This is a genomic window from Embleya hyalina (assembly GCF_003967355.1).
GTDB classification, from domain to species: domain Bacteria; phylum Actinomycetota; class Actinomycetes; order Streptomycetales; family Streptomycetaceae; genus Embleya; species Embleya hyalina.
The window spans coordinates 576,998-592,368 of the sequence record NZ_BIFH01000014.1 but is presented as its reverse complement, the minus strand read 5'-3'; the positions used below and the strand labels follow the sequence as shown (position 1 = coordinate 592,368).

General features: G+C 74.0%; 2 protein-coding genes and 1 pseudogene. All 3 read right to left on the bottom strand.

All coding sequences use genetic code 11. The annotated features are described in order from the left end of the window. Positions 1 to 74: 74 nt before the first annotated feature. On the bottom strand, positions 75 to 3,200 hold the full coding sequence (locus tag EMA17_RS06760) for a type I polyketide synthase (protein WP_126635975.1): 3,126 nt from the start codon (positions 3,198 to 3,200) through the stop codon (positions 75 to 77). Positions 3,201 to 3,202: 2 nt separating this feature from the next. Beyond that, complete coding sequence (locus EMA17_RS06755) at positions 3,203 to 9,742, bottom strand: type I polyketide synthase (RefSeq protein WP_443093109.1); 6,540 nt, start codon at positions 9,740 to 9,742, stop codon at positions 3,203 to 3,205. Positions 9,743 to 9,775: 33 nt separating this feature from the next. Then, a pseudogene (locus tag EMA17_RS06750) lies at positions 9,776 to 15,346 on the bottom strand (type I polyketide synthase); the annotation flags it as partial. Positions 15,347 to 15,371: the final 25 nt, after the last annotated feature.

Genomic DNA, 15,371 nt, shown 5'->3' with positions numbered 1-15,371 from the left:
CGCACCCGCGCGGCGCGCCCGCACCTCGTTCCCGGTGTGGCCGCGTCGCGCGCGCCCCCGTCACGGCGGCAACGCTACGCCGCGTGCCCGCCCATCGACGACAGGATGTGCGCCGCGACCAGTCGCGGCGACGGGTGCCGCAGCGCCAGGTTGGCCCTGAGTTTGAGGCCGGTCGTCGCGGCGAGGCGTTTGCTCAGTTCCACCGACAGCAGCGAGTCGAAGCCGAGCTCCTTGAACTCCCGGTCGGGGTCGACCGCCGTGCCGGAGGCGTACCCGAGCACGACGGCGACCCTGGTCAGGACGTGGTCCAGCACGAATGCCGCCGCGTCGTCGGCGGACAGGGTGGGCAGCACGTCCACGAGCGGGACGGCCTGCTCCTCGTCCGAGGGGGCCTCGATCACGGACGGTTCCGCCGTCGGCGCGGTGTGCGCGGAGTTCAGCCAGTAGCGCTGCCGTTGGAAGGCGTACGTGGGCAGGTCGACCCGGCGGCGCGCGCCGAACAGGGCGTCCCAGTCCACCGTCCCGCCCCGGGTGTGCAGGTGCGCCAGCGAGCCGAGCACGGCCTCCGCCTCGCCCCGGTCCCGGCGGGACGAGGACAGCACCACCGCGTCGTCCACGTCCTCGACGATCTCCTGTACGGGGACGGTCAATACGGGGTGCGGGCTCATCTCGATGAAGGTCCGGAATCCGTCGTCGACCGATCGCCGGATCGAGGATTCGAAGCGGACTTTCTCCCGGAGATTGGTGTACCAGTATTCTCCGTCGAGTTTCGCGGTGTCGATCGTTTCGCCGTGCAGGGTCGAGTAGAAGGGCAGCGTCGAGGTTTTCGGTTCCAGGTCGGCCAGCGGTGCGATCACCTGCTCGCGGACCCGGGTCACCTGGTGGGAATGCGAGGCGTAGTCGACCGATATTCGCCGCGCCTGGGCGCCTTCCGCCTTCATCTTCTCGACGAATTCGTCGAGCGCGTCCGGTTCCCCGGAAACCACCACCGAGCGGGGTCCGTTGACGACGGCGATGCCCACCCGGTCCTTCCACGGGCTCAGCCGGGCCGCGACGAGATCCGCGGATTCCGCGACCGAGGCCATCCCGCCGTGACCGATCAGGTCCACCAGTGCCTTGCTGCGCAACGCGACCACCTTGGCGGCGTCGCGCAGCGACAGCGCGCCGCACACGTGGGCGGCGGCGATCTCACCCTGGCTGTGCCCGACCACCGCGGCCGGTTCCACGCCCCAGGACCGCCACAGCGCGGCCATCGACACCATCACCGAGAACAACGTCGGCTGCACCACGTCCACCCGGTCCAGCGTCGGCGCCCCGGCCGCGCCTCGCACCACGTCGAGCAGCGACCAGTCGGTCCACTCGGCCAGCGCCGCCCCGCACTCGTCCAGGGTTCGCGCGAACACGGGGAAGGCGTTGTAGAGCTGCCGCCCCATGCCGACCCACTGGGACCCCTGCCCGGGGAACATGAAGACGACCCCGCCGAGGTTGTCGGCGACCCCGCGCACCACCTCGGCCGACTCGGTACCGTCGCGCAACGCCGCGAGGGCGCCGAGCAGTTCGTCCCGGTCGTGGCCGAGGACCACCGCGCGATGGTCGAACCGCGACCGGCTGGACACCAGCGACCAGCCGAGGTCGGCGACGTCCGCGTCCGGGTCGGCGGCGACGAACTCGTGCAGTCGGGCCGCCTGTCGCTCCACGGCCGCGGCGCTCTTGCCCGACAACACCCACGGCACCAGGCCGCCGACGACGCCCGCGGTCGGGCCGCGCCCGTCGTCCGCCGGCTCCGGTGCCTCCTCCAGGATCACGTGCGCGTTGGTCCCGCTGACGCCGAACGACGACACCGCGGCCCGGCGCGGACCGTGCGCCCGGGGCCATTCGCGCCCCTCCACCAGCAGTTCGATCGCGCCCGAGGACCAGTCGACGTGCCGGGAGGGGGTGTCCACGTGCAGCGTCTTCGGCAGGTAGCCGTGTCGCAGGGCCATCACCATCTTGATCACCCCGGCCACTCCGGCGGCGGCCTGCGCGTGCCCGATGTTGGACTTCATCGATCCGAGCCGCAGCGGCCGGCCCTCGGCCCGGTCCCGCCCGTACGTCGCGAACAGCGCGCCCGCCTCGATCGGGTCGCCGAGCACGGTGCCCGTGCCGTGCGCCTCGACCGCGTCCACCTCGGCGGCCTCGACCCCGGCGTTGGCCAGGGCCTGTCGGATCACCCGCTCCTGGGCCCGGCCGTTGGGCGCGGTCAGCCCGTTGCTGGCCCCGTCCTGGTTCACCGCGGAGCCGCGCACGACGGCCAGCACCGGGTGGCCGTTGCGGCGGGCGTCGGACAACCGCTCCAGGAGCAGGACACCCGCGCCCTCGGCCCAGCCGGTCCCGTCGGCGGTGTCCGCGAAGGACTTGCACCGGCCGTCGGCCGACAGACCGCGCTGCCGGGAGAACTCCACGAAGATCGCGGGCGTGGCCATCACCGACACCCCGCCCGCCAGCGCCAGCGAGCACTCCCCCGAGCGCAACGACTGGATCGCCAGGTGCAGGGCCACCAGCGACGACGAGCACGCCGTGTCCACGGACACCGCCGCCCCGGTCAGCCCCAGTTCGTACGCCACCCGGCCGGACGCCACGCTCAGCGCGCTGCCGTGCAGCAGGTAGCCCTCCAACTCGCCCGCGCCGCCCTCCAGGAAGCGCAATCCGTACTCGGACGAGGCCACCCCGGCGAACACGCCGACGTCGCCGCCGCGCACGTCGGCGGGCACGATGCCGGCCCGCTCCAGGACCTCCCACGAGGTCTGCAGCAGCAGACGCTGCTGCGGGTCGATCGCCAACGCCTCGCGCGGGCTGATGCCGAAGAACTCCGGGTCGAAGTCGGCGGCGTCGGAGAGGAATCCGCCGTGCCGTACATAGGAGCCGCCGAGCGTGTCGGGGTCCTCGTCGTACAGATCCCGCCAGCCCCGGTCCGCCGGGAACTCGTCGATCGCGTCGACGCCGTCGCGGACCATGTCCCACAGCCGCTCGGGCGAGGACACCCCTCCGGGGTAGCGGCAGGCCATCGCCACCACGGCGATCGGCTCGACGCGGGCGGCCTTGAGCGCGTCGTTCTCCTGCCGCAGCCGGTCGCGCTCCTCCAGGAGGGTGCGGAGCGCCTGGGCGACCCGGTCCGCGCCGTCCGCCGGCCGTTCCGCGGCCTTGTTCGCGGGGGTGTTCATGGTCACTTGCCCTTCTCGGCCAGAGCCAGGTCGACGAGTGCTTCCAGGTCCAGCGCCGCCAGTTCGTCCGCGCCGGCGTCCGCGTCGGGCGATCCGCCGTCGGGGTCCGGCGGCGCGGCGGCGCACGCCAGGACCTGCTCCAGCAGGCCCGCGCCGCGCAGCCGGTCGATCGGGATGGTGCGCAGCACCTCGCGGATCCGCGCGTCCTCGTCCGCGTCCGCACTCGCGCGCTCCGCGGGGCGCAGCAGGTCGAAGACGTATCGCCCCAGCTCGCGGGGTGTCGGGTAGCTGAAGACGAGGGTGGACGCCAGCCGCAGCCCGGTCGAGGACGCCAGCCGGTTGCACAGTTCGACCGAGGTGAGCGAGTCGAACCCGAGGTGGGTGAACGCCTGGTCGGCGTCGACGGCGGTGCCGGCGGGGTGTCCGAGGACGACGGCGACCTGGTCGCGGACCCAGTCGAGCACGGCCGCCTCGCCCTCGCCCTCGGACAGCCCGGCCAGGCGGGCGGGCAGGCCGAGGGAGCCGACGGCGGCGGTGGCGCTCGCCCGGGTGCGGGTGGGGCGGCCGGTGGTGACGAGTTCGCGCAGGAGCAGCGGCAGTTCGTCGGCGGCGCGGCCGCGCAGCGCGGTGAGGTCCAGTCGGGCCGGGATCAGCACCGGCTTGTCGATCGTGCACGCGGCGTCGAACAGGCCCAGTGCCTCGGCGCCGGGCATCTCGGCGATGCCGAGGCGGCGGATGCGCCGCAGGTCCACCTCGTCCAGGTTCTCGGTCATCCCGCTGCGCTGCTCCCACCAGCCCCAGCACAGGGACGTGCCGACCTGCCCGGACGCGCGGCGGCGGGCCGCCAGGCCGTCCAGGAAGCCGTTCGCGGCGGCGTAGTTGGCCTGGCCGCCGGTGCCGAGCGTGCCGGCGAGCGCGGAGAAGAGCACGAACGCGGACAGGGTGTGTTCGCGGGTCAGCTCGTGCAGGTTGATCGCGCCGCCGGCCTTGGCCCGCAGGGCGCGGTCCAGGCTCTGCGCGGTCTGCGCTTCGAGGGTGCCGTCGGCGAGTACACCCGCCGCGTGCACGACCGCGGTCAGCGGGTATCCGGGCGGCATGTCGGCGAGCAGGTCCGCCACCGCGGCCCGGTCCGCGACGTCGCAGGCCACGACCCGCACGAGGGCGCCGGCCGCCTCCAGGTCCGCGACCAGTTCGGCCGCCCCGTCGGCGGCCGGGCCCCGGCGGCTCGCCAACACCAGGCTGCGCACGTCGTGTTCGGCGACGAGGTGGCGGGCCACGAGCGAGCCGACGCCGCCGGTGGCGCCGGTGACCAGGACGGTACCGCCGCCGAATCCGCTGCCCATGTCGAAGATGATCTTGCCGATGTGCCGGCCCTGGCTCATCTCGCGAAACGCCCCGCGCGCGTCGCGGATGTTGCGGACGGCGATCGGGTTCAACCGCACCCGCCCGTCGGCGAACAGTTCCATGACCGCGCGGAACACCTCGTGGATGACGTCCGGGCCGGCCTCGTACAGGTCGAACGCCGCGTAGTCGACGCCCGGTTGCCCGGCCGCCACCCGCCGCGGGTCACGGATGTCGGTCTTGCCCATCTCGACGAAGCTGCCGCCCTCGGGCAGCAGTCGCAGCGAGGCGTCGACGAAGTCGTGGGCCAGGGAGTTGAGCACGACGTCCACGCCGCGACCGTCGGAGGAGGCCAGGAAGGTGTCCGCGAACTCCAGGTTCCGCGACGAGGCCAGGTGTGCGTCGTCGAGCCCGAGGGCCCGCAGGGTGGGCCACTTGGCCGGGCTCGCGGTGCCGTAGATCTCGGCGCCGACGTGCTTCGCCAGTTGCACGGCCGCCATCCCGACGCCGCCGGCCGCGGCGTGGATCAGGATCCGTTGGCCCTTTCCGAGATTGGTCACGTGGAACAGGGCGTAGTAGGCGGTGAGATAGGCGCCCGGTACGGACGCCGCCTCGGTGTAGGTCCACCCGTCGGGGATGGGCATGAGCAGGCGGTGGTCCGCCACCGCGACGCGGCCGAAGGCACCGGAGAAGATGCCCATCACCCGGTCGCCCGGGGCGAGTTCGGTGACGTCGTCGGCCACCTCCAGGACGGTTCCGGCGCCCTCGCCGCCGATTCCGGCGTCCAGGGCGGTGCGCTCCACCAGTCCCAGGGCGATCGTGACGTCGCGGAAGTTGAGGCCGGCCGCCTGCACCGCGATGCGCACCTGACCGCTCGTCAGCGGCGCCTCCACCTCTGGGCAGGGAATCCAGGTCAGGTTCTCCAACGTGCCCCTGGTCGGGATGCCCAGCCGGTACGCGCCGGTCTCGGGCGGCTCGATCCGGTTGCTCGCGGGGGCCGCGGCCGTCATGCGCGGCACCAGGTACGTGTCCCCGCGCAGGGCCAGTTGCTCCTCGTCGAGGGCGAGCGCGTCGGGGATGCGGGGCCACGCGGCGGCCACGTCCTCGACGTCCACCAGGCGGAACCTGCCCGGGTGTTCGGTCTGGGCGGACCGGATCAGGCCCCAGACGGACGCGCCGGGCAGGCTGTCCACCCGCTCCCCGCCACCGGTGTCCACGGCCAGGCGGGTGAGCACCACCAGCGTGGACTCGGTGAGCGTGTCCTCGGCGAGGAACCGCTGGACGCACTCCAGGACGCGGGTGTCGGTGTCGGCGACGGCGGCGAACAGGTCGGTGCCGGGCGCGGCGACGTCGTCCGGGCGGAGCACGATGTGGCGCGGCGCCTCCCCCGCGAGCAGTTCGTCGAGGCTCGCGTGGAACACGACGCCCGGTGCGGCCGGTCGGGTGGGCGCGCCGAGCACGGCCCACCGTCCGGGCGGCGGCGCCGACTCGACCACACGGGCCGGTCGCCAGGCGAGTTCGTACAACGACCGCTCGCCGCGTGCCGCGCGCAGGTGTTCGGCGCTCGCCGGTCGGAACGTCAGCGCCCCGACGTGCGCGACCGGGCGGCCGCGTTCGTCGGCGATCGCCACCGACACGGCACGGTCGCCGGCCGCCGGGTCGCCGGCCGGGGAGAGCCGGATCCGTACGGTCGAGCCGCACTCCCCGACCCGCTCCACCCCGGACCACGAGAACGGCATCCAGCCCCGGTCGGCCCCGATCTCGACGACCTCGCCGGCCACCACCGCGTGCAGCGCGGCATCGAGCAGCGCGGGATGCAGGGCGAACCCGCCGGCGGCGGAGCCGTCGGCGTCGGTCGGCAGTGTGGCCGTCGCGAACAGGTCGTCGCCGTGCCGCCACACCTCGCGCAGCCCGCGGAACACCGGGCCGTAGTCGAAGCCCGCGTCCGCGAAGGAGTCGTAGAGCGCGCCGATGTCGACCCGTTCCGCCTCCACCGGCGGCCACGCGGCCGGCGCGCCCGAGTCCTCGGCCCGTGCGGTGCCCGGCGCCAGGCTCCCCGTCGCGTGCCGCGTCCATCCGCCGCCGGCGCGGTCCTCGTCGCCGTCGGGGCCGGAGTACACGTCCAGCGCGCGGCGTCCGGTCTCGTCCGCCGCGCCGACCACGACCCGTACCCGTACCTCGCCCGTGTCGGGGACGATCAGGGGGACCTCCAGGGAGAGTTCCCCGATCGCCGTACACCCGACGAAGTCGCCCACCCACAGCGCCAGATCCAGATACGCCGTGGCCGGTACCACGACCGCGCCGAACACCGCGTGATCGGCCAGCCACGCGTGGGTGCGCAGCGACCACCGGTCGGTGAACACCACCTCGTCGGTACCGGGGTGCTCCACCACCGCGCCGAGCAGCGGGTGTTCGGCGGCCGAGAGACCGGCGGAGGCCACGTCGGCGGTGCCGGTCCCGGCCCGGAAGTCCAGCCAGTAGCGCTGCCGTTGGAACGCGTAGGTCGGCAGGTCCACCGACCGCCGCGGGCCGCCGAGCAGGGCCGCCCAGTCCACGGCGGCGCCGCGGACGTGCAACCGGGCCAGCGAGTCGATCAGGGTCCGCACCGGCCCGCGGTTGCGCCGCGACGCCGACAGGGCGACCGCGTCGGGCCCGCCGACGGCGGCGAACGCCTCCTTGGCGATACCGGTGAGGGCCGATCCCGGGCCCATTTCGTAGAAGACGCCCGCGCCGGCCGCCCGGGCGCTCTCCACGGCGGTGAAGAAGCGCACGGGTTCGCGCACATGCCGCACCCAGTGCTCGACGGACGTCAGTTCCTCGACCGTGCTCTCGCGCCCGGTCCTGGTCGAGACGATCGGGATCTCCTGGCGCCCCGGGCGGAGTTCGCCGATCGACGCGGCGAACTCGTCCAGGATCGGGTCCATCAGCGGCGAGTGGAACGCGTGGTCGACGTCCAGCAGCTTGGCCGAACTCCCCTCGGCGACGAGCCGATCCCGCAGTTCGACGACCTGTTCACGGGCGCCGGAGACCACCACCGATTCCGGGCCGTTGATCGCCGCGACGCCGAGCCGGTCGTATCCGTCGAGCAGCGCGGCGACGGTGTCCTCCGAGGCGCGCACCGCCAGCATGGCGCCGCGCTCGGTGACCGTCTGCATGAGCCGGCCGCGCGCGGCCACGAGTGCGGTCGCGCCGTCCAGGTCCAGGACGCCGGACACGTACGCGGCGGTGATCTCGCCGACGGAGTGGCCGATCAGGTGGTTCGGCTGCCCGCAGAACCCGGTCAGGAGCCGGTACAGCGCGACCTGGAGGGCGAACAGCGCGGGCTGCGCGACGTCGGTGCGCTGCGCCCGGGCCTCCTCGGGCGCCTCGGCGAGCAGCAGGGTCTTCAGCGCGAAGGGGAGGTGGGTGTCGAAGCGCGCGCAGACCTCGTCGATGCCGCGTGCGAAGACCGGGAAGGTGTCGTACAGCTCCCGGGCCACACCGGCCCAGGGAGAGCCCTGCCCCGGGAACATGAAGACCGTGCCGCCGGGTTCGCCGACGACGCCGCGCACCTGTCCCGCGGATTCGGCGCCCTCGCCGAGTGCCGCCAGACCGCTCAGCAACTCGTCCCGGTCCCGACCCAGTACCACCGCGCGGTGCTCGAACTTCGACCGGCTCGCCACCAACGACCGGGCGATGTCCGCGACATGCGTATCCGGCTCGGCGGCCGCGAACGCGCGCAGCCGCTCCGCCTGGGCCCGCAGCGCCGCCTCGGAACGTGCGGACACCACCCACGGGATCACCTCGACGGGATGATCCGCGCGCTCCGGCGCCGTCTCCTCGGACGCGACCTCCTCGGGCGCCTCCTCCAGGATCACGTGCGCGTTGGTGCCGCTGGCCCCGAAGGCGGACACGGCCGCCCGCCGAGGCCGCCCGGGTGTGCTCGGCCACGGCCTGGCCTCGGTGAGCAGTTCCACCGCCCCGGCCGACCAGTCCACGTGCGTCGACGGCCGGTCCACGTGCAGCGTCCTGGGCATGATCCCGTGCCGCATCGCCATGATCATCTTGATCATGCCGCCGACGCCCGCCGCGGCCTGGGTGTGGCTGATGTTCGACTTCAACGAGCCCAGCCACAGGGGGTTCTCGGGGTCGCGGTCGCGACCGTAGGTGGCCAGCAGCGCCTGTGCCTCGATCGGATCGCCCAGCGTGGTACCGGTGCCGTGCGCCTCCATCACGTCCACGTCGCCCGCCTGCACCCGCGAGTTCGCCAACGCGGCCCGGATCACCCGCTGTTGCGCGGGGCCGTTCGGCGCGGTCAGCCCGTTGGACGCGCCGTCCTGGTTGATCGCCGAACCCCGGATCACCGCCAGGATCCGTCGCCCGTGGCGCCGCGCGTCGGACAGCCGCTCCAGCACCAACACCCCGACGCCCTCGGCGAATCCGGTGCCGTCGGCGGCGTCCGCGAACGCCTTGCACCGGCCGTCCACCGCCAGCCCCCGCTGCCGCGCCATCTCCCGGAACACCTGCGTGGTCCCCATCACGGTGACGCCCCCGGCCAGGGCCAGCCCGCACTCGCCCTGCCGCAGCGACTGCACCGCCTGGTGCACCGCCACCAGGGACGACGAGCACGCGGTGTCGGTGGATACCGCCGGACCCTCCAGGCCCAGTGCGTACGCCACCCGTCCCGACGCCACGCTCAGCAGCGAACCGGTCTGCCCGTAGCCGGAGATGATCTCGGGGGTGGAGAAGTGGTTGCCGTAGCCGAAGTAGGCCAGACCGGCGAACACGCCGGTGGCGCTGCCGCGCAGGGTGTGCGGGTCGATGCCGGCCCGTTCCAGCGACTCCCACGCGGACTCCAGCAACAACCGGTGTTGCGGGTCCGCGGCCAGCGCCTCGCGCGGGTTGATCCCGAAGAACTCCGCGTCGAAGTCGCCCGCGTCGTAGAGGAATCCGCCGGCGCGCGTGTTGCAGGTGTTCGGCCGGTCCGGGTCCGAGTCGTAGAGCCGGTCCAGGTCCCAGTCGCGGTCGTCGGGGAAGTCCGACACCGCGTCCCGGCCCGCCCGCACCAGGTCCCACAACGTCTCCGGCGAGGTCACCCCGCCCGGGTAGCGGCAGGCGATGCCCACGACGGCGATGGGCTCGGCGGCGGCCTCCGTCAGCTCCTGCAGGCGCCGACGGGTGTCGAGCAGTTCGATCGACGTCCGCTTGAGGTAGTCGAGCACATCGGCGTTGTTGTCGTTTGTCATCGCTCTCCCCTAGCCGAGCTCTTTGTCCAGCAGCGAAAGCAGCTCGCCGGCCGATGCCGCACTGATCCGGTCGGCGATCCCGACCGGCGATCCGTCGCCCGCCAGGGCCCGTACGCGGCCCTGCAACTCGCCGAGCAGCGTGGTGATGGTGGCCTTGTCCGCCGCCGCGAGGTCGCGGAACGCGTCCTCCAGCCGGGCGCCCAGTCCCTCGATCTCCCTGGTCAGGCGATCGGTGGGGGACCGCGGGTCGGCGACGGAGTCGGGGTTGACGCCCGCGTACAGGAACCCCGCGAGGGCGGCCGGGTTCGGATAGTCGAACGCGAGCGTGGCGGACAACTTCAGACCGGTCACCGCCGTCAGCCTGTTGCGCAGCTCCAGCGCCATGAGCGAGTCGATCCCGAGGTCCTTGAACGCCGAGGCGGGACCGACCCGCGCGGCGTCGGCGAGGCCGAGCACACTCGCGGTCTGCGTGCGCACGGCGTCGAGCAACAGTGCCTCGGCCTCGGCCGGGGGCAGCGAGGCGACCCGCCGCGCGAGTCCGATGTCGGCGGCCTCCCCCACGGGCGAGCCCGAGCCCGCACCCGCGCCCGCGCCCGAAACACCCGGCCCCGCGGGCGTGCCGATCAGCGCACGCAGGAGCGGCGACAACTCCTGCCCGACACTCGGCGCGCCCGGCGCCGGCAGGCTCAGCCGCACCGGCACCAGCACCGGCTCGTCCCGCGCGATCGCCGCGTCGAACAGCGCCAGCCCCTCGTGCGTGGCCATCGGCCGCACGCCCTGTCGTCGCAGGCGCACGATGTCCAGCTCGCCGATGTCCGCGCCCGCCTCGGTGCGCTGCGCCCAGTAGCCCCAGCACAGCGAGCCGGCCGCCAGCCCCTCGGCCCGACGGGCTTCGGCCAGTCCGTTCAGGAACGCGTTGGCCGCCGCGTAGTTGGCCTGCCCCGCCGTGCCGAGCACGCTCGCGATCGAGGAGAACAGCACGAACGCGGACAGGTCCAGGTGCCTGGTCAGTTCGTGCAGGTACCAGGCGCCGCGTACCTTCGGCGCGAGGACCGCGTCCACCCGCTCCTCGGTCAGCGCCTCGACGACCCCGTCGGCCAGCACGGCCGCACAGTGGATCACCGCCGTCAACGGGTGCTCCGCCGGCACGCCGGCGATCAGCGCCGCGACGGACTCGCGGCTCGTGACGTCGCAGGCGACGATCTCGACCTCGGCTCCCGCCTCGATCAACTCCCGCCGCAGTGCGGCGGCGGCCGGAGCCGTCGGGCCCCGCCTGCCGGCCAGCAACAACCGGCGCACCCCGTGCCGCTCCACGACGTGCCGGGCCAACATCGCGCCCAGGCCGCCGACTCCGCCCGTGATCAGCACCGTCCCGGAGCCGAGGCCCCGGGCCCGGTGCTCGGCGGAAGTGCCCGGTACACGGGCCAGTCGCGGGGTGGTCGCCACGCCCGCCCGGATCCTGAGCTGGGCTTCCCCGGTCTCGGCCACCGCCGGGATGCGCGCCCACGAGTCGGGGCGGTCGTCCGTGTCCACGAGCGTGAACCGGCCCGGGTTCTCGGTCTGCGCGGTGCGGACGAATCCCCAGATCGCCGCCGCGGCGGGATCGCCGCGGTCGGCCGGGTCGGCGGCGACCGCCTCCCGTGTCACGACGACCAGGCGCGAGTCGGCGAACCGGTCCTCGGCGAGCCAGCGCCGGGTCCACCGCAGCACCCGGTGCAGGTTGCGCTCGACCAGTGCCGGGGTGTTGTCGACTCCCGGATCGGCGCGCTCGATGGTGGTCACCACGATCGGGGGGATCGGGCCCTCGGAGGCGGCGAGTTCGTCGAGGTCGGCGAACAGCGCCCCGTGCGATCCGAGGGAGGCGACGAGTTCGTCGGGCGGCCCGGCCACGGCGAACCGGCCCGCGGCCTTTCCGGACCGGACCGCGAGGGGGACCCAGTCCACCCGGAACAGCGAGTCCCGCCGATCGAAGCCCAGTTCGGTCAGCTCCGCGACGTCCACGGGCCGCAGCGTGAGCGACTCGACGCCGCCGACGGGGGCTCCGTGACGGTCCGCGATGGCCACGGACCGGGCGCCCTCGCCGGTGGGTGCCAGCCGTACGCGCAGCACGGTGGGCGCGGCGGAGGTCAGGCGGATGCCCGTCCAGCGATGCGGCAGCCGGCCCTCGTCGCCGTCCCCCGGGCCGATCGGAAGCAACGCGGCGTGCAGCAGCGCCGGGTGGATCCGGAACCGGCTCGGGTCCGCGCCGTCGGCGGCCGGCGACTCGACCTCCGCGAAGAGGACTTCGTCGCGGCGCCAGACCCGCCGCAGACCGCGGAACAGCGGCCCGTGGTCGAATCCGAGCGCGGACGACCCGGCGTACGCCTCCTCGACGGGCACCTCGACCGCGCCCGGGGGCGGCCACGCCACGAGGTCGGGGGCGCGCCGGCCGGCCCCGGTGTCGGTTCCGATGACCCCGACGGCGTTGCGTGTCCACTCGGGTTCGCCCGCGCCCTTGGAGTGCACGGCGAGCCCGCGCTTGCCGTCGATCACCACGCGGATCTCCCGATCGGCCGTGTGGGACAACACCAGCGGTGTCTCCAGGGTGAGTTCGTCGACGACGTCGCAGCCCACCCTGTGCGCCGCCCACGCGGCCAGTTCGACCAGCGCCGTGCCCGGCACCAGTGGGGCGCCGTGGACCACGTGGTCGGCGAGCCACGGATGGCGGTGCGGGGACAACCGCCCGCTGCCCACCAGTCGGACCTGTCCGCCGTCGTCGGGCAGGTCGATCACGGTGTCGAGCAGGGGGTGGTCCGAGTTGCCCGGGGCGGCGCCCTCCACGGGCACGTCCAGCCAGTAGCGCTGCCGTTGGAAGGCGTACGTGGGCAACTCGACCGCGGGCCCGTCGCCGCCCGGGAACGCCGCCTCCCACGACACCGGGACACCCGCCACGAATGCCTCGGCCATCGACCGGTACAACCGGGCCGGCCCGCCCTCGCCGCGGCGCAGCGAGCCCACCACCACCCCACCGCCGCCGGGGGTGTGGTCGAGCATGTCGCGGATGTTGATCGTGAGCAGCGGGTGCGGGCTCATCTCGATGAACGCGCCGTGCTCGGTGTCGAGGAGGCTGCGCATGGCCGCCTCGAACTGCACCGGTTCGCGCATGTTGCGGAACCAGTACGCGCCGTCCAGTCCCGCCGTGTCGAGCGGCCCACCGGTGACGGTCGAGTGAAAGGCCACCGGCGAGGACACGGAGGCGACCCGGCCGAGGATCTCTTGCAGCGGCCCCTCGAACCGGTCCACCAGGGGCGAGTGCCCGGGCACGCTCGCCGGGATCCACCGGGCGCGGGCGCCCTCGGCCTCGCAGAGCGCGACCACCTCCCGGACCGCGCCGGCCTCGCCCGCGACGGTGGTCGAGTAGGGGCCGTTGATGCCCGCGATCACCACTCCGGGACCGACCCGCTCCAGCATTTCCCGGACCCGCCGTTCGGGCAGCACGATTCCGGCCAGGCCGCCGTCCTGGGTGGCGGTGGCCAGCAGTTGCGAGCGCAGGGCGACGATCCTGGCCGCCTCCGGCAGGCTCAGCGCGCCGGCCGCGCAGGCGGCGGCGATCTCGCCCTGGGAGTGTCCGATCACCGCGTCGGGGGTCACCCCGAAGGAGCGCCACACCCGCGCCAGCGACACCATCACCGCGAACAGCACGGGTTGCACGACCTCGATGCGCTCCAGGTCCGCGCCCTCCGGCTCGCCGCGCACGGTGTCGATCAGCGACCAGGGCACCCACGGCGCGAGGGCCTGGGCACACTCGTTCATCCCCTCGGCGAAAACCGGGGACGCCTCCAGGAGTTCCCGGCCCATGCCGACCCACTGCGAGCCCTGGCCGGGGAAGACGAACACCGTTTTGCCGAGGGGTTCGACGGTGCCGGAGACCACCCCGGGCGGATTCCTGGTCGTGCCGACGTCGGTGCCCAGGCGGGCGAGCAGCTCGTCGCGGCCGGCGCCGATCACCACCCGGCGGTGCTCGAACAACGATCGTGTCGTCACCAGCGCGCGACCCACGCCCGCGAGCGACGGATCGGGGTCCGCGGCCAGGCCGTCCCGCAACCGCAGCGTCTGCTCCCGCAGTGCCTCGGCCGAGCGCGCCGACACCACCCACGGCACCGCCCCCGGACGCGGTTCCGGCACGGGCGGGGTCGCCGGCTCCTCCGTCTCGGGTGCCTCCGATGCCTCGGGTGCCTCTTCGAGCACGACGTGCGCGTTCGTACCGCTGATCCCGAAGGACGACACGCCCGCGCGCCGGGGCCGTCCGGGTGTGGCGGTCCATTCCCGGGCCTCGGTCAGCAGTTCCACCGCGCCGGACGACCAGTCGACGTGCGGGGTCGGGCGGTCCACGTGCAGCGTCTTCGGCAACACCCCGTGGTGCATCGCCATGATCATCTTGATCATGCCGCCGACGCCCGCCGCGGCCTGCGTGTGGCCGATGTTCGACTTGAGCGAGCCCAGCCACAGCGGTCCGGCGGCACGGCCCTGCCCGTAGGTGGCGAGCAGCGCCTCCGCCTCGATGGGGTCGCCCAGCCGGGTGCCGGTCCCGTGCGCCTCCACCGCGTCCACGTCGGCGGGCGAGAGCCCGGCGTCGGCCACGGCGGCGCGGATGACCCGCCGCTGCGCCAGTTCGTTCGGCGCGGTCAGCCCGTTGGAGGCCCCGTCCTGGTTGATCGCCGAGCCCCGGATCACCGCCAGGATCCGCCGGCCGTGGCGCCGCGCGTCCGCCAGCCGCTCCAGGACCAGCACGCCGGCGCCCTCGCCCCAGCCGGTGCCGTCGGCCGCCTCGGCGAAGGACTTGCACCGCCCGTCGGCGGACAGGCCGCGCTGCCGGGCGGCCTCCACCAGCATCCCGGGGCTCGGCAGCGCCGACACCCCGCCGGCCAGTGCCAACGTGCACTCCCCCGAGCGCAGGGACCGTACGGCCTGGTGCACGGCGACCAGCGACGCCGAGCACGCGGTGTCGATCGAGATCGCCGGGCCCTCCAGGCCCAGTACGTACGCCACCCGGCCCGAGGCCACGCTGGTGTACGTCCCGGCCATCGAGTGGCCCTCCACCTCGGGGGCCGCCCCGCCGCCCATCCGCGGACCGTAGTCGACCGCGTAGATCCCGGTGAACACCCCGGTCGCCGAGCCCCGCAACCCGGCCGGGTCGATCCCGGCCCGCTCCAGCGCCTCCCACGACGTCTCCAGGATCACCCGCTGCTGCGGATCCATCGCCAGCGCCTCACGGGGGCTGATCCCGAAGAACGCCGCGTCGAACTCGGCGAGATCGGGGAGGAATCCGCCCGAGCGGGTGTACGTCCTCCCCTGTGCCGAGGGGTCCGGGTCGTACAGCGCCTCCAGGTCCCAGCCGCGATCCGTCGGGAAGTCACCCACCGCGTCGACCCCGCCGAAGACCACGTCCCACAACCCTTCGGGGGAGTTCGCCCCGCCCGGGTAACGACACCCCATGCCCACCACCGCGACCGGCTCGCGAGCGGACTCCTCCAACGCGCGTACCCGCTCGCGCAACACCTGCGCGTCGCCGACGGCACGGCGCAGGTAGGACCGGAGCTTGTCGACATCCTCCACGGGAACTCCC